16 protein-coding genes are annotated in these 18,443 nt (G+C 42.5%); 13 read left to right on the forward strand and 3 right to left on the reverse strand.

The window, feature by feature from the left end; genetic code table 11:
* Positions 1-15 precede the first annotated feature (15 nt).
* From QFZ77_RS11975 to QFZ77_RS12010, 8 genes are all read left to right on the forward strand, one after another.
* Positions 16-1,395 carry an amidohydrolase family protein gene (locus QFZ77_RS11975; protein WP_307439702.1) on the forward strand — a complete coding sequence of 460 codons (1,380 nt, stop codon included), beginning with the start codon at positions 16-18 and terminating at the stop codon, positions 1,393-1,395.
* A gap of 8 nt (positions 1,396-1,403) precedes the next feature.
* On the forward strand, positions 1,404-2,120 hold the full coding sequence (gene wrbA, locus QFZ77_RS11980) for an NAD(P)H:quinone oxidoreductase type IV (protein WP_307439704.1): 717 nt from the start codon (positions 1,404-1,406) through the stop codon (positions 2,118-2,120).
* A 119-nt stretch (positions 2,121-2,239) separates the two neighbouring features.
* Positions 2,240-3,061: a creatininase family protein gene (locus QFZ77_RS11985; protein WP_307449449.1), complete on the forward strand. Its 822-nt coding sequence runs from the start codon at positions 2,240-2,242 to the stop codon at positions 3,059-3,061.
* Between the two features lie 47 nt (positions 3,062-3,108).
* On the forward strand, positions 3,109-3,906 hold the full coding sequence (locus QFZ77_RS11990; RefSeq protein WP_373462736.1) for an ABC transporter ATP-binding protein: 798 nt from the start codon (positions 3,109-3,111) through the stop codon (positions 3,904-3,906).
* Between the two features lie 21 nt (positions 3,907-3,927).
* Positions 3,928-5,265, forward strand: a complete 1,338-nt coding sequence (locus QFZ77_RS11995; protein ID WP_307439705.1) for an FAD-binding oxidoreductase — start codon at positions 3,928-3,930, stop codon at positions 5,263-5,265.
* 134 nt (positions 5,266-5,399) lie between these two features.
* Positions 5,400-6,179 (forward strand): ABC transporter permease, encoded by a 780-nt coding sequence (locus QFZ77_RS12000; protein WP_307449451.1) that lies wholly within the window; start codon positions 5,400-5,402, stop codon positions 6,177-6,179.
* A 59-nt stretch (positions 6,180-6,238) separates the two neighbouring features.
* Complete coding sequence (locus tag QFZ77_RS12005) at positions 6,239-7,459, forward strand: amidohydrolase family protein (RefSeq protein ID WP_307449452.1); 1,221 nt, start codon at positions 6,239-6,241, stop codon at positions 7,457-7,459.
* Between the two features lie 164 nt (positions 7,460-7,623).
* Positions 7,624-9,519 carry an ATP-binding protein gene (locus QFZ77_RS12010; RefSeq protein WP_307439707.1) on the forward strand — a complete coding sequence of 632 codons (1,896 nt, stop codon included), beginning with the start codon at positions 7,624-7,626 and terminating at the stop codon, positions 9,517-9,519.
* 47 nt (positions 9,520-9,566) lie between these two features.
* Here QFZ77_RS12010 and QFZ77_RS12015 read toward each other — a convergent pair whose 3' ends face one another.
* The 3 genes from QFZ77_RS12015 to QFZ77_RS12025 form a co-directional block, all read right to left on the reverse strand.
* Positions 9,567-9,806 carry an NHLP leader peptide family RiPP precursor gene (locus tag QFZ77_RS12015; RefSeq protein WP_307439709.1) on the reverse strand — a complete coding sequence of 80 codons (240 nt, stop codon included), beginning with the start codon at positions 9,804-9,806 and terminating at the stop codon, positions 9,567-9,569.
* 80 nt (positions 9,807-9,886) lie between these two features.
* Positions 9,887-10,819, reverse strand: a complete 933-nt coding sequence (locus tag QFZ77_RS12020; protein WP_307439711.1) for a hypothetical protein — start codon at positions 10,817-10,819, stop codon at positions 9,887-9,889.
* Positions 10,819-13,104, reverse strand: coding sequence for a helix-turn-helix domain-containing protein (locus QFZ77_RS12025; RefSeq protein ID WP_307439713.1), 2,286 nt, complete (start codon positions 13,102-13,104; stop codon positions 10,819-10,821). Before QFZ77_RS12025 ends, QFZ77_RS12020 begins: the two co-directional genes overlap by 1 nt.
* A gap of 269 nt (positions 13,105-13,373) precedes the next feature.
* Here QFZ77_RS12025 and QFZ77_RS12030 point away from each other — a divergent pair, with 269 nt between their 5' ends.
* From QFZ77_RS12030 to QFZ77_RS12050, 5 genes are all read left to right on the forward strand, one after another.
* Positions 13,374-14,297 (forward strand): ABC transporter permease, encoded by a 924-nt coding sequence (locus QFZ77_RS12030; protein ID WP_307439715.1) that lies wholly within the window; start codon positions 13,374-13,376, stop codon positions 14,295-14,297.
* Positions 14,298-14,308: 11 nt separating this feature from the next.
* On the forward strand, positions 14,309-15,199 hold the full coding sequence (locus QFZ77_RS12035; protein WP_307439717.1) for a carbohydrate ABC transporter permease: 891 nt from the start codon (positions 14,309-14,311) through the stop codon (positions 15,197-15,199).
* 64 nt (positions 15,200-15,263) lie between these two features.
* Positions 15,264-16,847, forward strand: a complete 1,584-nt coding sequence (locus tag QFZ77_RS12040; protein WP_307439719.1) for an extracellular solute-binding protein — start codon at positions 15,264-15,266, stop codon at positions 16,845-16,847.
* 178 nt (positions 16,848-17,025) lie between these two features.
* Entirely contained in the window at positions 17,026-17,466 is a 441-nt protein-coding gene (locus QFZ77_RS12045; RefSeq protein WP_047676650.1) for a MarR family winged helix-turn-helix transcriptional regulator, read from the forward strand.
* Positions 17,467-17,501: 35 nt separating this feature from the next.
* Positions 17,502-18,422 (forward strand): AEC family transporter, encoded by a 921-nt coding sequence (locus QFZ77_RS12050; protein ID WP_307439721.1) that lies wholly within the window; start codon positions 17,502-17,504, stop codon positions 18,420-18,422.
* The last annotated feature ends 21 nt before the right edge of the window (positions 18,423-18,443 follow it).

An 18,443-nucleotide genomic window follows, 5' to 3' on the forward strand; every position in this document is an offset into this window, starting at 1 on the left:
CAGGGGGTGGCGGCATTGGCTTCTATTATGAATATGGATTTAGTGAACGTTCGATTGCCAATGGAGGATGAGGGGCATTTGTTTCGTCTCTCGATTCGTGATGGCGTTTGGACTCAGATTCAGAAGCAAGAAGCTAATGCTGCCCATTCTGGTGCAATGTCATTAGAACAATGGAAACCTCAGATTGCTACAGGCGAATCGGGCGTCTCGTTCATTGACCTTGAAGGAAAAATAATACTGCCAGGCTTCGTAGATGCCCATATGCATTTAGACAAATCATTCTCGCTAACTTCGGTTGAGAACCGGAGCGGGACATTAGAAGAGGCCGTACGCAATTATTCAAGTGCATCACCGTCTTTTACCAAAAATGAGATTAAATCAAGAATAATGCGTTCGGCTTTGCAAGCTTTGTCATTTGGTACTACGCATATTCGTACACATCTTGATTTTAATTTGAGAGCCTCACGTGAGGTAGCGTTACGTACAATTGAGGCTGCTTTGGAAGCCAAAGAAGCATTAGCGCCTTATATCAGCTTGCAGCTGTTTCCGATGTGTCCCTACAATTTCATGTCGCTAGATGTTGATGCCGTAGAGGAAGCGCTAAAGATGGGCGTCGATGGGATTGGTGGAGCGCCGCACTTGTCATTAACTCCTAAGGAAGATATCGATTATATATTCAAATTAGCAGAGAAATATGATGTGCCGATTGATCTGCATTGTGATGAAACAGACAACCCAGCTATGCGCACAATCGAACATATCGCTTTGCGAACGAAATCAGAGGGCTATTCAGGAAGAGTTACCGTCGATCATTTATGTGCGCTAGCTTCGATGACGGATCAGGATGCTCACGGCATCATTGAACGCATGGCTGACGCGAGGCTCAAAGCAGTCTCATTACCTGCTGTCAATTTGTATTTGCAAGGAAGGCATGACGGATTCCCCGTTAGACGTGGAGTAACTCGTTTGAAGGAAATCTGGGAAGCAGGTATTCCTATTGCCGTGGCTTCTGATAATATTCACGATCCCTTTCACCCTTTTGGCAGAGGCGATTTATTGCAGATTGCTCTTATTGGCTCCTATGCCGCTCATATGGGGCGACCGGATGATCTTCGCACACTGCTGCGCATGATCACAGATGTGCCCGCCAAGGTGCTCGGTCTAACTTCCTATGAGGTAATGGCTGGTAATCATGCGAATTTTGTTATCATAGACGGAAGTACCCCGGAAGAGCTCTTTACCATGCTGCCTGAACGCCGCTTTGTATATAGTCAAGGAAGCTTTGTACGAATGGCTGCAAATAAAGCCGAGTGGCAGGATAAGACCTTAGCTCATTATTGGCAAGAAGCAGTTGAGAATGTATCCTTCCATAAACATGAATTCGCGAAAGGGTGAGCGTCTTAATGGCTAACCTGTTGGTCATCTATTACAGCGCATTCGGTCACGTATTCCAAATGGCGCAGGCTGTCGCAGATGGAGCTAGCCAATCCGGAGCGCATCAGGTCAGGATCGTTCGTATTCCGGAAATGATTGCTGCTCAAAATCGTGTTATTCAGCAAGATAATGAAAGATCCAGAGCGGGAAATGAGCAGTTGGCAAGCCCAGCGACGCTTTCTAAGCAATTCCGTTTAACAGATCGTTACAGTAAATATGAAGCTACGAAAGCCTTGCAGCAGGATATTCCTATCGCGACGAACGATGATTTGCGTTGGGCGAATGGAATTCTATGGGGATTTCCGACGTATTATGGCACAATGCCTGCCCAAGTTAAGCTATTTCTTGAAATGGCTGGGGAGCTTTGTATAGAAGGTGCTTTGGAAGGAAAACCTACGGGCATTTTTAACAGTACAGCCTCCATTCATACGGGACATGAAGCCGCTATTTTAACCGCTATGGTTCCCTTATTTCATTTTGGCATGATATTCGTGGGACTGCCTTATTCGGAGAATCCCGAATATTTAACGGCTGATGCGATTGGCTGCTCACCTTATGGGGCATCGACATTGGCTGGGCCTGACAGTTCGCTATCTCCGGATCCAAGAGAGCTTCTGATGGCAGCTCGATTAGGAGAGCGGGTTGCTGATGTAGCCGCTGCTTTACAGCTATTCCAATCAAGATAAGCATAATTTTCTTAATTTTGAACGACGCTAATTTGAAAGCTTAAGATCCGCTCTTCACTTTGAGTTTGGGTCTTTTTTCATAAGAGCTTATGCGTACTATAATGTCCACTCACTTGGAGGTGCTCAACTTGTCATTCAGTCGTTATCAAGGTAAGGCGTGGGATCGCTGCTTTTTTCCCCGCTTAAGTAAGCTCGAGGTTGCTCAGGTTCCCAAAGATAATGCGCTCATCGTTCTGCCGGTTGGCGCGATTGAGCAGCATGGTCCGCATATGCCGGTGTTTACCGATACTTTAATTTCCGAAGTGCTCTTGACCGAGGCTTTCGAACAGCTTCCCGATCATGCGAATATATGGCTGCTGCCGGCCATTCCATACGGGAAAAGCACGGAGCACCTTGGCCATCCAGGGACTATAACGTTATCGGCAACTACATTAATGGCTGTCGTGATGGATATAGCGAAAAGCTTGAGTAAAAGCGGATTTCAGAAATTAGTACTAGTGAACACGCATGGGGGTAACACGGATTTATTAAATATGATGGGCCGGGAAATCCGTATTGAAACGGGGCTGGCTGTATTTCGATTAGATCCTGGCGGACTCGGTGCCGCTGATGAGTGGATAACGCCGCTGGAGAAGCAGGCTGGTATTCATGCGGGGGACATGGAAACTTCCTTAGTGATGTCTGCTAAGCCTGATTGGGTTCATATGGAGCTGGCTCCTACGGAATATCCGAATTACCCGGATTCGCGTTATTTGGCTCTTCGCAATCGTGCCTTTGCTTGGGTGATGGATGATTTATCTTATTCGGGGATATCTGGCGATGCTACGCAAGCAACGATAACGAAAGGCCATGCGATGGCTGAAAGGTACGGTGCTTTTATCGCCGAGGCTTTGCTCACCTTTCAAGCTTTTGAGATGAAGTCATTGAAAAAGGAACAATAACGGAGGAAAGTTCCAAAAATCAAATACAGGAGATGAAGTAAATGGCTATGAATTCTTCTCTGATCCATACATCCAATTCACAAGTATCCGGCCCTAAATTCGTAATCATGGATAATCTCTCTAAGACGTACCCAAACGGTACAATTGCCTTGCAAGATGTGAATCTAACGATACAAGAAGGGGAGTTCCTTTGTTTTGTTGGTCCGTCTGGGTGTGGGAAATCAACAATTTTCAAAATGATTACAGGTCTTGCCAAGCCGAGTAAAGGGACGTTAGATGTGTTTGGAACGACGCCCAAAGAAGCGCGCAAACAAAGTGATATCGCTTTTGTTTTCCAGGATCATACGCTGCTGCCTTGGTCTACGGTAGAAGCTAACGTAAGATTGCCGCTTGAATTGCGCGGTGTAGATAAGAAGACACAGAAAGAAGAGGCTCAGCGCGTGTTGGAGCTGGTCGGCTTGAAGGACTATATGAAGGTGCTGCCTAGACAGCTTTCCGGAGGAATGAAGATGCGTGTCTCCATCGCGCGTGCGCTCATTTCGAGACCTAAGCTGCTTCTCATGGATGAGCCCTTCGGCGCCTTAGACGAAATTACGCGTCAAACCTTGCAAATGGAGCTGCTTAATATTTGGCAGCAGGATAAATCCATGACGGTGCTATTCGTCACGCATAACGTATTCGAATCGGTATTCTTATCCACAAGTGTTGTTGTGATGACACCGCGTCCAGGTAAAATATCGGCGAGGCTTGATATCCCAGTCCCTTTTCCACGAGATGAAAGCTTCCGGACAACGACGCAATTCAGTGATTTAGTTCGTGAAGTATCTGAAGCTTTGGATCATTGATACGAAAGGGTGAATAAGCTCATGGCCATGAATATTAGCTGGGAGAAAGAGATACAGGAGCAGCTTGCTAAGGAAATCGTGTTTGTTGATGGCGAAACGAGAGAAAAGCTCTCTAAAGATTATTACTGGTACTCCCCTGTTCTTAATCGCCAATTACAGAATATGAAAGCGGCCGATGTCGTTGCCATACCGCGCAATGAAGCCGAGGTGGCAGAAGTATTAGCCTTCGGTTACCGCCATAACATTCCCGTTACCGTTCGTGGAGCTGGTACAGGTAATTATGGTCAAGCGGTTCCCCTACAGGGCGGTATTGTCTTAGATCTAAGCCGAATGGATGAAATTCTCGAAATCGGACCTGGATATGCTCGTTTACAATGTGGAGTTCGTCTAGGTGTCATTGATAAAAAGGCTCGAGAAGTCGGACAAGAAATTCGCATTTATCCCAGCACTTATGTGAAAGCGACGGTTGGCGGCTTTATAAGCGGTGGTTCCGGCGGAATCGGCTCAATTACCCACGGAAATCTATGGGATGGCAATGTGCTGGAAGCCGTCATTTATACGATGGAAGAATCTCCGCAGCGCTTGGTTATCCAAGGCCGTGATTTATTTGATTATATTCATAATTATGGGACGACCGGAATTTTGACAGAGGTGACCATCCCGCTTTCTCCTCGCACCGAGTGGGCTCAGGCTATAGCAAATTTCGACACCTTCGAGCAATCAATGCGATTCGGTGAGGCTCTTGCCAGAGAGGAAGCCATTCTGAAACGGCTCATTGCTCCGATGGAGTGGCCAATTCCCTCTTATTTCGTTCCGTTTGCCAAAGTGATCAAGCCTGGCATAGCCGCTGTCATGCTTGAATTTGCTGAGGATACGCTGCCGTTAGTCGAAGCTCTTGCCCAAAGTTATGGCGGGCACATCGGCCATCTTATTGAGGCTAAAAATTACCGGAAAACGATCGGGGTATCGGATTTTACATGGAATCATACGACATTATGGGCAATGAAAACGGACTCTTCCATGACGTATCTGCAAGCTGGCTTTAAGCTGGATTGCTATATGGAACAAATTCAGAAGATTAAAGACAAATATGGGGAAGAAGTTTACCTACATTTTGAATGGGTACGCAGCGGTGGGGAAATCTCACCAAATTCGCTTCCGGTTGTTCGCTTTGAGAGCGAAGAACGCTTATACGAGATCATTCACTATTGTGAATCGATCGGCGTGAAAATATTTGATCCTCATACCTGGGTGTTGGATCATGGCGGACGTGGTGAAGTTGGCAGCATGGAGCGCAAGAAACGTGAGAATGATCCAAGGGGGCTGCTGAATCCAGGGAAAATCATTTATGAGATGTAAATGAAGGGGGACGTACAATGGCTGTAGATTCTAAATACCTGCAAATACTACCGGATGAAATATTCCCTGCCCGCGAACGGGCGGCTTGGGCTAATCGATTGGAAGATGGGGCCTCACCAGGGCTTCGACTTCTGATGCTGCTTAAGCATCTTTTACCACCGCTAGTTGCGTTTGTTGTTTTCATCGGAGGCTGGGAACTCATTGCTTATTTAGTGAAAGCTCCTGTTTATCTCGTACCTAAGCCTTCCGATATCGTCGCAGCAGCCGTAGAAAACAGACATGGACTTTGGGTATCTGTAAGGACAACGACGTTGGAAGCTGTGCTTGGATTTTTCCTCAGCATTATATTAGGAGTTACTGGTGCCATTCTTTTGGCAAGCTCCAAATGGATTGAGAAGAGTGTTTATCCTTATGCGATAATTTTACAGACCATTCCGATTGTCGCCATTGCCCCTCTCATTGTGATATGGTTCGATGCGGGTGTGAATGCGATTGTCATTATTACATTCTTAATCGGATTCTTCCCGATGCTTTCGAATACGTTAATCGGTCTAAATTCCACAGATCAAAATATGAGTAACCTGTTTTATTTATATAATGCGAATGCGATTCAAACGATGTGGAGGCTGCGAATACCAGCTGCCCTGCCTTATATCATAGCCGGTCTGAAAATCTCCTGTACTTTATCCGTGGTCGGGGCTATTGTCGGTGAATACATTGCCGGTATCGGCGGAGGTCAAGGCGGACTTGGTTATGCGATAACGTATGCCGCTGCTCGTTTAAAAACTCCTTATTTATTCGCTTGTGGACTTTCAGCATCAGCACTGGGCATTATTTTCTTCTTATTAGTCAACGCTTTCGCCAAATGGCTGCTTAGTTCGTGGCATGAATCCGAGATGAAAAAGGATAACTAAATGGCACCAAGGTAAAGAGGGTGAGTTAGCTGCTGGATATTGTATTTCGTAATGTGCGTATGCTTGGACATTCGGAGGACCGAGGTCTTGTAGATATCGGTGTAAAAAACGGCAAAATCGCCGTGCTTGGAAGTATTGCCGAACATGGGGAACGCGAAATTGATGGGATTGGTCACCTGCTGCTCCCGCCATTTGTGGAGTCCCATATTCACTTGGACACCGTCCTAACGGCGGGGGAGCCCGCCTGGAATGAGAGCGGGACCCTATACGAAGGCATCGGATTATGGCAAAAGCGGAAACAAGCGCTCACCTACGAAGACGTCACGGAACGAGCAGAGAAGGTGCTTCGGATGCAGATGGCTGCCGGTATCCTGCATGTACGCACCCAAGCAGATATCTCAGATCCGAATCTGACTGCACTACGTGCACTTCTTGCCTTGCGCGAGCGCGTAAAACCATACATGAACCTGCAAGTTATCGCGTTTCCTCAAGACGGTATTCGCGCGTGTCCCGATAATGAACGCCGTCTGGAGCAAGCTTTGGAGCTTGGCGCAGATGGCATTGGGGCGATTCCGCATCTAGAACCTATGCGTGAGGAAGGGCTATTATCGCTTGAAATTTGCTTCAATCTAGCAGAGAAGTATAGCTGCTTCGTCCATGTTTTTTGCGATGAAATGGACGATGCTCACTCCACGTTCTTAGAAAGCGTTGCCCATCTCGCGATTCGTTCTGGACTACGCGAGCGAGTAACAGCTGCGCATGCGAACGCTGCGGCCTATTATGGGGAAGCTTATTACCAGAAGGTGCAGGGAATGCTTGCGCGCTCGGGCGTGAATGTCGTTTGTTGTCCGCTCATCAATAGTGCTATGCAGGGCAGATATGACGGCTATCCCAAAGGCCGAGGCATCACTCGAATTAAGGAATTATGGTCGGCTGGCATTAATGTGAGCATTGCACATGACGATATTCAGACCCCTTTCTATCCGCTGGGTACAGGGAATATGCTGCAAGCAGCTCATATCGCTGCCCATTTAGCTCATATGACGGGGCGCGAGGAAGTGGCGGAGCTTGTGCGTATGATCACGACACGTGCAGCGAGCACCCTGCAGCTCAAGGAATATGGGCTCGAGATTGGCCATCCAGCCAGCTTTATCCTGCTGCCTGGAGATGACGCTATGGATCTTGTTCGAGAGCAGCCTAGTTGTCGGTATGTTGTGAGCCAAGGCCGCATTGTGGCTGAAACTGTGCCTGCAAGGAGTCAATTGTTCACTACATTGTAAATGTGAATATTTATACAATAAGCAGTCCCCCTGTTGTTATTTCGCAGGGGGCTGTTTATGTTTTGTTTTTCAAATGTTTACCAGTGAATAAGAAGGGAAAGCAAAGAAACCTGTCGAATTTATATTGTTAATTACTTACAGTTTTCTTCGGGGGAGGAAAATAAATGAAACGGATATCTCGAGAACTCTGGAAAACGATGTTGGTTATGATCTTCTGTTGTGGATTCATGTCTTCCCATGCTTATGCCGATGATAAAGTGGATTTGAAAGCGATCCCAGATTGGAGCATCATGTGGGGTGATCCGCCAGGTGGTCTAGAAGGAGTAATTGCTGCTTCCTCCAATCATTGGATTAAAGTCATTAACGGCGAATCATCTCCCAAGAAACCGAAAGAAGTTTCTTCGGCATGGATTAGACTCCAACTTCCATCCCATATACCTAAAGACTATGGCATATACATTGAAGGAATTCATACGCAGAACCTTTGGGTGTACATTGGCGATCGCTTAGTTCGAGAAACCGAGTTTAATTTTCCATATGATAAACAAAGAAGTTTATTTCCTATTGGCAGTGAGGATGGAGGGAAAGACGTTTATTTAAAGCTGGAGACAAAAATGGATCGCTTGGGTATACATTCAGCAATTAAGCTGGATAATTATACGTCTTTGATGCAAACATTTGTATTTCAGGATTTGCCGGACATTATACTAGGGTGTGTCTTTCTCTTCATGGCTGTGATGATACCGATAGGTTCTTTCTTCCTGAGAAAAGTTCAATTTATAAGCTGGGTTTTAATTAGTGTACTTAATTTAACGCTTGGAACTATATTTATTACATATTCCGCTTTCATGTACGCAAACTTTACGAACTATGGCGGTTTATATATTGCTTTATTTGATATATCGCTTGCCGTTTTCTTGCCGACACTCACTTATTATTTTGAAAAAATATTTGATGACGGCAAATATAATCTGATTCGTTGGTTTAGAAAATTCCAGGTTATGTATTCATTTTCATTAATTACTTTTATGCTCGTTAATCTACTCAATGATTATCGTTTTAGCAAAGTTTATTCATTTTTTTCGGTTAACGTTTTAGGAATTATTATGATTAGTCAGTTCATTTTAATGATTGGTTTCTCCCTCAAGTTTGTGCGAAAAGGGAACAAGGAAGCTGTTATTTTCTCATCCTGTTTTTTCTTGTTAGCTTTTATGAGTACGCTAGACCTTATATATTACTTTGCTAGTTCTCAAAACTATAAGTTTTTCTTCTGGAAATGGGGAGTTGTAGGATTTATTATTGCCATTATTGTCGTATTAGGCAGGCGCTTTGCCATCAATCAGGAACATATGATTAACTATTCCAAGGAATTAGAATTCTATAACCATCAGCTTCAGCTCTCGGATAAGATGGAAATGATAAGCTCGTTGGCCGCATCTGTCGCTCATGAGGTCAGAAATCCTTTGCAGGTAACACGAGGTTTCTTACAGCTTATTGCTGCTAGAACAGATGATAAGAACAAAGAATATATGGGCATCGCGATTGAAGAATTAGATCGGGCTTCTGTAATCATCACGGATTTCCTGACATTTGCCAAGCCACAGCTTGATGATCTCGTTGATTTAAATGTTTCCAAGGAAATTAACCAGATTGAAGGTATTATTGTTCCGCTAGCCACTTTGCATGGCGGGCGGATAACCGTTAGTGTTCCTAATGATTTATATTTACGCGGAAATGCTTCGAAATTGAAGCAAGTGCTGATTAACATTATCAAAAATAGCATTGAAGCCTTTCAGGTTGATGGTCAAATTCATATATGGGCGTATGCTAAACAGGAGAAGGTTTATATTCATATCAAAGATAACGGTGAGGGGATTGAACCCGCGCAGTTGATCAAATTAGGGGAACCCTATTATTCAACAAAAACAAAGGGGACAGGACTTGGACTCATGATTACTTTTCGAATCATTGAGGCGATGCAGGGACATATTGAGTTCCAAAGTCAGAGATATATTGGGACGGAGGTAATACTCTGTTTTCCCTCGATTGCTGTTAAATAAAAATAGGTGCTGTGCTAACAAAGCACAGCACCTATTTCATATTCGTTTTACCACATATTTTCAGTGCCATTCGTAGTAACCAATACTTTTGCAGGATTCGTAGGAATGACAAGTACAAACTCAGTTGAAGTTTCTTCAACCGCTTTAACTTTGATGTCATCAGGAAGTGTGATGTTAAATGCTTGTTTTAGCGCGGCTTTTGGATTAGCAATAAGTTGGTTCTTGAATGCTTCATCTTCCCAAGCTTTTTGAATAATTTGAGCTTTCAATGTTTCATTTGATGACATTACTAATCACTCCTTGTCAATTGGGTAATTTTACCTTCATGACAAATTATAACATGAATATTCAGAATAATCTACCAAAATCAACTAGATTTCGACAAAAAATAGTTTAAACCACCTTGTGCTAGCATTTTTCTACTATTTTTGATTTCGTTTGAACCTCTAAGTATGTTTTCCACAAGCGAGTCATGGAAATTGATCATTTGTGTCATGGATATTTGTAAGCCTAGCAATTGCTCATGATGAATAATTGCGATTTGCCCATACAAATCCAGAAAGTCATGCACATACAACTGCTGCTTCACCATTTCGGGCGATACAGTACTATCCGTTGATAGCTGCAAATGCTTACGCAGCGAAGCCACTAAGCAATTGTAAGAACCCTCTTCCAAATCTTCTTCCCAGTCAGCCCAATCATCCAGCATTTGTAAAGTGATAAGCGTTTGTTCTACAGCCGCAGTGACGACAGGGATAAGGTGGGCTTGATTTGATAGTAGAAGAGCTCCCGTGCTGGCATTTTTGACGGGACTTGCTTTCTTAGCGACTTTGCCAATGTCGTGATGGAAGTAATCGGATTGCTGCTCATTGGAAACAGCTTCAGACCATTCCATGATATACGTCTCGTAGTAACTCCAGAAAGGCGACCCGGCAGGGAACATTTCTCTATAAGTGGATAGAAACTGCATATGAAATAAATTGGCGAGCGGCAGCTTGTCCTTATGCTCACCTTTGGCTGAATCCATGATATCGTCTTGTATAAAATAGTAGAGCATTACAAATACATTCGCTAATGAGAGTTTATTTATCGACTCTGGTTGCAGTTCAGTGATGTCTTTCATCCAATACGGAAGAAGGTAACAGATATAATTTTTAGTGCTTTCTTCTTTTCTTCCGTCAAATGTAGCTAAATAAGCAAGTCCAATGTGATCTAACGGTGCTGGAAATCCGCTAACGATGCGTTCTGCCTCCGCAAATACGTCAGCAAGATCTTTCTCATGAGCCAAAAACCAGTTCATCAAACATCAATTCCTTTCTGAATAGAAGGTGCTGAATTTTGAGTATAATGTTTTCTGAAATCGTTTGGTGTAATGCCATTATACTTCTTAAACTTTCTGTAAAAGTACGAGTCGCTGGTGAAGCCGGTCTTTTCCGCTATTTCTGCCACAGAGAGGGAAGAGTGTAGGAGCAGTTCTTTCGATTTATTCATACGGACGTCTTGAATCAAATCCGTAAGCGCTGCCATCGTATGTTGTTTATATAACCTACTGATATAAATAGGAGACATATCCAGTTCATCGGCAATGAAATTTAAAGATAAGTTCTGGTTTGCATAATCCTTCTCGATAATGTCATTCATTTTTTTAATTAATTCCACATGCTTGGAGCTTCTTTTTTCATCCAGCTTTTTGTAAAGCAGCTCGAACAAGTGGTAGAACTGAACATTAATTTCTTCAATGGTTTCTACTTGATTCAGGGAAGCGGTTGTCGTATCCAAATAAAGTGGAAGGGCTATGGCGTTATTCTTATTGATCGTATTAAGAACGTTATTTACCGTAAGTGTTAAATGGGATATAGCTAATTGAACAACTGAATAGGAAAATTCGGCAGTTTCATTAACAATATCAGCGTAAATGGTTTCCGCTTCGGTTGAATCTCCGGTCATTAGACAATCGACCAGTTGTTTTTCCTTATGTGTTGGAAATTTATACTCCTTAGATCGATACTCCATGATCTCTTCTGACCATATGATGCATCCGTGACCTCTGAACAATCGGTGGTAGGAAGCTTCCAACAGCTGTTTATAGAGGTGAATGCATTGCCCTGCATGATCTTGTAAGGGACTTATGGTGATGGAGACGGACAGCTTGATATAGTCGGCAATGGATGTTTGCATCTTGTGGAGTATAGCCATGAATGCCTCATGATCCCACTCGAAATCGGACTCCTGCGCGGTAAGCAGCAGCAAGATATGGTCATCGCCCATATCAATGGCTTCGGCTTGAAAGGTGGGGGAGCTAATCTCTGTGCATATATTCATTACGGCATATCGCAACAATTTAAACTGATCCTGATATTTATTAACGTTATCTGTAAAGTGATCAATTTTTACCATAATTAACAAAGAAGAATGCTGAATGGTTATTTTTGATCCAAAATAACGCAATTTTTCTTGCAAGGCTATCGGGTGATAGGCCTCTCTTCCCATAATAATATTTCTCAGGAAATCCTGACGTAAGATTTGTAGATTGTCTCTTTTTTCGATTTCTAATGTTTTTAAGCTGCGTATCACTTTATCGATGGGATCGAAAAGTTTTCGTGAAGTGAAGAACGAAATAAGTAATCCCGCAATGAGTATGCTCAAGCTGATGTAAATCGTTTTCGTTCTCATGCTCTTGATTTCTTTCGTGATGATGGTATAAGGTGTCGTTCGTACATATCGCCATCCCAATGAATCCGGAGCTGTGTATGAAATCAGCGACTTTGTGTTATCAACAGAGTCTACCAAATACCCAGGAGATGATGCGTTGGCAATAATCTTCTTGATGTAAGTTATATCCGAATAATTGGTCAATACCGGATTAACTCCGTCAGTGGAGAGCAGTAAGCCCTCATTATTAATAATAAATTCGTTGCTGGAACGGCTGTTTGTTATGTTTTTCAAGGATTTATTGAAGAAAGATTCCGAGATATTCACAATAACTGCGGAGTTTAAGGAATTATTTATATTGATTGCATCATAACACAAATAGGAATAAATACCGACCTTAGAGACTGTGAGTTGAGCGTTGCCAACTAAATTAAACGTTCTGGGAACGGGTAGAAAAGGCGTATAATCCTGAAAATGGTCCAAAATATCTACCATGCTTTGATCGCCTAGTGTGGATTTGGATTGAATGCCGCTTTGAGAATTGTCGGAGCTGACGTAGAAAAGATCTGATTTACCGTTATACACATAGATGGAATCAATAAATGGCATCGCGAAGCGATAATTGTTGAGCTGCTGCATGGCGCTAGTTACATCGTAGATATCAGGTTTATCGTAAAACAACAGCTTACTGATGACAAAATCCCGATAAATTTGAAAGGACAAGGAGGTAGCTGTCCCTGTTATGGTTCGAATTTCCTGACTGGTTTGCATCAAACTGTTGGAATCGGATTCGTACACTTGATTGAGCGCGATATTATCGAAATTAAAATGAAGAATGCTGGAGGATACAAGCAGAGTGATGACAATAGACAAAATGATACTCAGCAGTATATTTCGATATACCTTTTTGTTGTCATGAGTGCGCTTCATCATGAGACTATCCCCCCTGGTTCGTAGGAAAAGTATATCGTACCTATTTGGCACTTGCAATGGAACCAGATGAGTCGAAAGGAAGAAAAAGTACCGAAAAATCCGGAAAGTCCATGAATGTTTAAAATGTACATACTTGCATAAGGAGCCTAAACTGCAAATTATTCATATTTAGTATCATATCTTCACTATCTCTTCCAGAATAGCTAGCTATATAATTCGAGCATGACATACAAATCAACATTCAAAATTAGGCAGGGAGGCTTCGCAGCATGTTACGAAAGAATGGTTTCTTGTACGAGTTAAACAAAAACAAAATTTTGTTTCTCATGATAGCACCAACATTAGTATTCTTTTTCATTAATTCTTATGTGCCGATGGTTGGGATCTACTTCGCGTTTACCAGATTCGATTTTAATGGAGGGTTATTCGGAAGTCCATTTGTGGGATTAGAAAACTTTAAATTCCTATGGAAGTCGGGAGCGCTATGGGGACTGACGAGAAATACAGTGGCTTATAACCTTGCTTTTATTTTATTTGTAAATGGCGCAGCGATCTTTTGTGCGATTATGTTAAGTGAAATGAAAGGCAAGGCATTTAAGAAGATCACGCAATCCGTCATGTTTTTACCTTACTTTATATCGTTTGTTTTATTGAATGCTATTGCGTATAACATGTTTAATTACGATACGGGCTTTGTGAATACCACGCTAAAGTCATTTGGTTCGAATCCGATGGATATTTATAACACACCGATAGCTTGGATATTCCTTTTGGTCATTTTCTATGTGTGGAAAAACTTAGGTTATACGATGGTCATCTACCTCGCTACTATTACAGGCATTAGCGATGAATATTACGAAGCCGCGAAAATCGATGGTGCGAATATTTTTCAAAGGATTTGGTACATTACGGTGCCCATGCTAAAGCCAACCTTTATCATATTACTCCTGTTTTCATTGGGAAGTATCATGAAAGGACAATTCGATCTCTTTTATCAGCTCATTGGAAACAACGGGATCTTGTACAATACAACAGATATTCTGGATACTTACGTATTTCGTTCACTAAAAGTGACATTCGATATCGGGATGGCGACTTCAGCCGGATTGTTCCAGTCCTTCTTCGGTTTTGTATTGATAATGACAGTGAACTATTTCATTAAAAAATCAAATGAAGAGTATGCGCTTTTCTAGGGGAGGTTCCAGTGAAGTCTAACAGTATTGATTCTGTCGCGTTTTATATTATTGCCTATCTAATCATCATAACGATTTCCGTGATCTGTATTTTTCCTTTTTTACTGTTGATATCGGGGTCATTTACCGACAATGAGTCGATTGTTCGTGATGGTTACCATTTGATTCCGAAAGTATTTTCCCTTGCAGCCTATGAAGCCGTTCTAACATTCCCAGGAAAAGTACTAAGGGCTTATGGGGTAACGATCTTCGTTACCATCGTTGGTACAACGCTTGGATTGTTCATGATGACGATGGCTGGTTATGTCTTGCAACGAAAAGATTTCAGGTACCGTAATCAACTTTCCTTTTACATTTATTTTACTACGCTGTTTGGCGGAGGCCTGGTACCTTGGTACATTATGATCACCAAATATTTGCAATTGACGGATACGTATGCAGCTCTTATTTTTCCAGGGCTCATGACTCCTTTCCTAATTATATTAATGAGAAGCTTCATTAAATCCTCCATACCGGAGGAGCTTACAGAGTCATCAAAGATTGACGGTGCCAACGATTTTACGATTTATTATCGTGTAGTGCTTCCTTTAGCAATGCCAGGTATTGCAACAGTAGGGTTATTCCTGGCATTGCATTATTGGAATAGTTGGTTCTCTACGTCGCTGTTCATCAACGATCAGGATAAATACGAACTGCAGTATTTTCTGTATAACATTATTAATACAGCTGCAGCCGTTTCGCAGCTAGGCGTGAGTACGGGGGTTTCATTCGGACAGGATATCCCAACGGAATCCACCAAACTGGCTATGGCTATGATTGTTACGGGTCCAATTCTCCTTCTATATCCGTTCGTACAAAGGTTTTTCGTTAAAGGATTAACGATTGGCGCTGTCAAAGGTTAGAACTGAAACGGATACTTGCCGTCAGCTAACATATATTATTCAAGAATAAAAAGGGAGGATTTATATGAAAAGTAATTTGAAAAAGATATACAGTGCATCTATGGTACTAGCGTTAGCAGGTTCCGTTGTCGCTGGGTGCAGCAGTTCGACTACACCATCGTCCAGTCCTACTGCTGGAACGCAAGCAACGAAAACACCTGAGGCTTCCGCTGTCAGCAAACCAGCAGGTCTTGATACTTCGAAGAAAGTAGAGCTACAATTTTATATGTTAGGTCCAGCGCCTAAGGATCTTTCCGTCATCGAAGAAGAAGTTAACAAGCTGGCACTTAAGGATCTGAATGCGACGGTCAAGTTTAATTTCACGACATGGACCGACTGGGATCAGAAATATAAGCTGCTTCTATCGTCAGGACAGCCGATCGATTTGATTTTTACAGCTGATTGGACGCAGTATCAATCCTATGCGAAAAAAGGAGCTTTCCTTCCGCTGGATGAATTGCTCCCTAAAGCAGCTCCTAAATTAAACAGCTTCGTGCCTAAAGATATGTGGGATGCGGTTAAAATTGACGGGAAAATCTATACTGTTCCTGCCACCTACAAAGAGTATGTGACAACAGGCTTTATCTGGCGTGAAGATCTCAGAGAGAAATTCAATTTGCCGAAGCCGGATTCGCTTGCCAACTTTGAAGCTTATCTGGATGGAATTAAGAAGAACGTGCCGGATATGATCCCGTTGGCAGCAAACAGCGATGTGAAAACGAATCTTTCAGATCTTTATAAAAATTTAACGATAGATCCGGTTGGAGCACTTCCTTACGGAATTGGTATTCCCTATAAAAATCCTTCGGAAGTTACTTCCTACTGGGGCTCAGCTGAGCATTTAAAAGAGCTGCAAACCTATAAAAAATGGCAGGATAAAGGCTACATTACCAAAAACGTTCTGAATGTTAAAGACTCTATGACAGATCTGATTATAAACGGTAAAGCTGCGGCCAACATAGGCGATAACCCAAGCCGCTTTAATGATCAGAAGATCAAAATTGATGGTACGCATCCGGACTGGAAACTCGAATACTATCCAGCGCCTCTGATAAAGGGGCATGCAGAGCCTGTGCATCCTATTCATAATGGATTTGCGATTCCGAAAAGCAGTAAAAATCCAGAGAGAGCTCTTGCCTTCTACGAAAAAATGGTTACAGACAAAACATACAATCAATTAACGGAGTATGGAATTGAAGGTAAGAACTATAAGGTTGAAAACGGATACTATACGATGATCGGCGATAATAACAGCAATGGATTCCCTAGAGAATCTATGCAAGGTTGGGCGTGGAGAAATCCTGAATTTATGCTCTTCGACAAAGGCTATGATGGCGTAAAGAAAATTTTCGCAGATCTTGATAAAATTTCATCACCAGATAAATTTACAGGTTTCGCTGAAGACTATACGAGCTACCAAGCTGAGAAAGCAGCTTTAGAGCAAGTCGAAAAGCAATATCTGTATCCTCTGGAAGCAGGTCTAGTAGCAGATGTTGAAGGCGGACTCAAAACCTTTATGGAAAAAGCCAAATCAGCAGGGCTGGAGAAAATCCAGGCAGAATACAAAAAACAATGGCTTGAGTATGTAAAAGTTGCAGGGATTAAATAGGTAAGCAAGTTGAGGGATTCACAGTCTATTGTCATCCTGGATGGCAGTTGCTGTGAGTCCCTTTTTCGTATTCACCTATAGAAGTTAACTATTCACATTGACAGAGGGATTTATTTTATATACATTTGAAACAAATCGATTGTTTACAATATGACTGAACAGAAAGGAAACCAATCCAATGAGCAGCAGTGAATTTTTAAAGCTAGAAAATCAACTGTGCTTTAGTCTATATGCAAGTTCGAGAGCCATTACTCGCATGTATCGCCCTTTTCTTGAAGGTTTGGGGATTACCTATCCGCAATATTTGGTGCTGTTGGTTCTCTGGGATCAAAAGGAAAGTACAGTCAAAGAGCTTAGCGAGAAGCTTGATCTTGATTCGGGTACTTTGACACCTATGCTTAAGCGGATGGAAGCTCAGCAACTGGTTCAAAGGAAACGATCTTCTGAAGATGAACGTGTCGTGAATATTCAAATCACAGAAGCGGGTCTTGCCCTTTACGAGAAGGCACTTTGTATCCCACAGTCGCTGCTTGCGTCAAGCGGGCTATCTCCTGAAGAAATTTACACTTTTAATGAACAGTTAAAACGTATTATCAGCAGCGTAAATGCGTTCGATTAAGGAACGACTATAGGTTTTTGAAGTGAGGATCTGGAATGAGTTATTTCATATACATTTTAGTGAATAACATTGTACCTATTAGTATTATGATTGCGATCGGCGCAGCGATGTACCGCGCTTTCCAGATTGATATTAAGACATTATCGAAGCTTAATTTCTACGTGTTTTCACCCGCCTTAGTTTTTGTTAAGCTGTATGAGTCCGAAATGAACTTGCATATTTTAATGCAGGTTCTCTTGTTTTTTGTCCTATTCTTTAGTCTCCTTTTTGCCAGCATTGAGGTTGTTATTCGGTTGAAAAAGATGCAGCGCGGTATGCGTATTGCCATGCGCAATAGTGTTATTTTCTACAATAGCGCTAACTACGCACTGCCGCTGAATCAAACTGTTTTTGGTGGGAATGCCTATACGTTATCTATCCAAATCGTGATCATGATTATGCAAACGCTAATTCCCAATACATACGGCATCTATACCTTAAATGCACATAAATCTACTTGGAAAGCAACGATGAAAACCATTCTTTCCTTACCGGTCATTTACGCCATTCCGATTGCACTGCTGCTGCGGTATTTCCATTTACCTGTTCCGGGATCGATTCATATACCGCTGCAGTATATTTCAAACGCTTTTATGGCGACAGCTTTGCTGACCCTAGGTGTGCAGCTTGGCGGTATGAAATGGGAATTTCATTTTTCCAATGTGCTCGTTTCTAATATACTAAGACTTGCCGCAGGACCGCTGCTCGGATTTTTCGTTGTTTGGCTGCTTGGGATTGAAGGGATTACGGCCAAAGCATTGATTCTCTCGTGTGCTGTGCCGACCTCTTTAAGCAGTGTGCTGCTGGCCATTGAATATGAGAATGAACCGGAGTTTTCTTCACAGGCTGTCTTTACTTCAACTTTATTTAGTATGTTTACAATTCCAGTTGTTATCTTTTGTTTGGATTTTATATGAACATGGATGGGAATCATGAAG

The sequence above is a fragment of the Paenibacillus sp. V4I3 genome (genome assembly GCF_030817215.1).
Lineage (GTDB): Bacteria > Bacillota > Bacilli > Paenibacillales > NBRC-103111 > Paenibacillus_E.

What these genes read in the sequence shown, in the direction of transcription:
- wrbA (WP_307439704.1), top strand. Translation starts at nt 1,404, where the DNA reads ATGGCTAACCTGTTGGTCATCTATTACAGCGCATTCGGTCACGTATTC.
- QFZ77_RS11990 (WP_373462736.1), top strand. Translation starts at nt 3,109, where the DNA reads ATGAATTCTTCTCTGATCCATACATCCAATTCACAAGTATCCGGCCCT.
- QFZ77_RS11995 (WP_307439705.1), top strand. Translation starts at nt 3,928, where the DNA reads ATGGCCATGAATATTAGCTGGGAGAAAGAGATACAGGAGCAGCTTGCT.
- QFZ77_RS12000 (WP_307449451.1), top strand. Translation starts at nt 5,400, where the DNA reads ATGCTGCTTAAGCATCTTTTACCACCGCTAGTTGCGTTTGTTGTTTTC.
- QFZ77_RS12005 (WP_307449452.1), top strand. Translation starts at nt 6,239, where the DNA reads ATGCTTGGACATTCGGAGGACCGAGGTCTTGTAGATATCGGTGTAAAA.
- QFZ77_RS12010 (WP_307439707.1), top strand. Translation starts at nt 7,624, where the DNA reads ATGAAACGGATATCTCGAGAACTCTGGAAAACGATGTTGGTTATGATC.
- QFZ77_RS12015 (WP_307439709.1), bottom strand. Translation starts at nt 9,806, where the DNA reads ATGTCATCAAATGAAACATTGAAAGCTCAAATTATTCAAAAAGCTTGG.
- QFZ77_RS12020 (WP_307439711.1), bottom strand. Translation starts at nt 10,819, where the DNA reads ATGAACTGGTTTTTGGCTCATGAGAAAGATCTTGCTGACGTATTTGCG.
- QFZ77_RS12025 (WP_307439713.1), bottom strand. Translation starts at nt 13,104, where the DNA reads ATGATGAAGCGCACTCATGACAACAAAAAGGTATATCGAAATATACTG.
- QFZ77_RS12030 (WP_307439715.1), top strand. Translation starts at nt 13,374, where the DNA reads ATGTTACGAAAGAATGGTTTCTTGTACGAGTTAAACAAAAACAAAATT.
- QFZ77_RS12040 (WP_307439719.1), top strand. Translation starts at nt 15,264, where the DNA reads ATGAAAAGTAATTTGAAAAAGATATACAGTGCATCTATGGTACTAGCG.
- QFZ77_RS12045 (WP_047676650.1), top strand. Translation starts at nt 17,026, where the DNA reads ATGAGCAGCAGTGAATTTTTAAAGCTAGAAAATCAACTGTGCTTTAGT.
- QFZ77_RS12050 (WP_307439721.1), top strand. Translation starts at nt 17,502, where the DNA reads ATGAGTTATTTCATATACATTTTAGTGAATAACATTGTACCTATTAGT.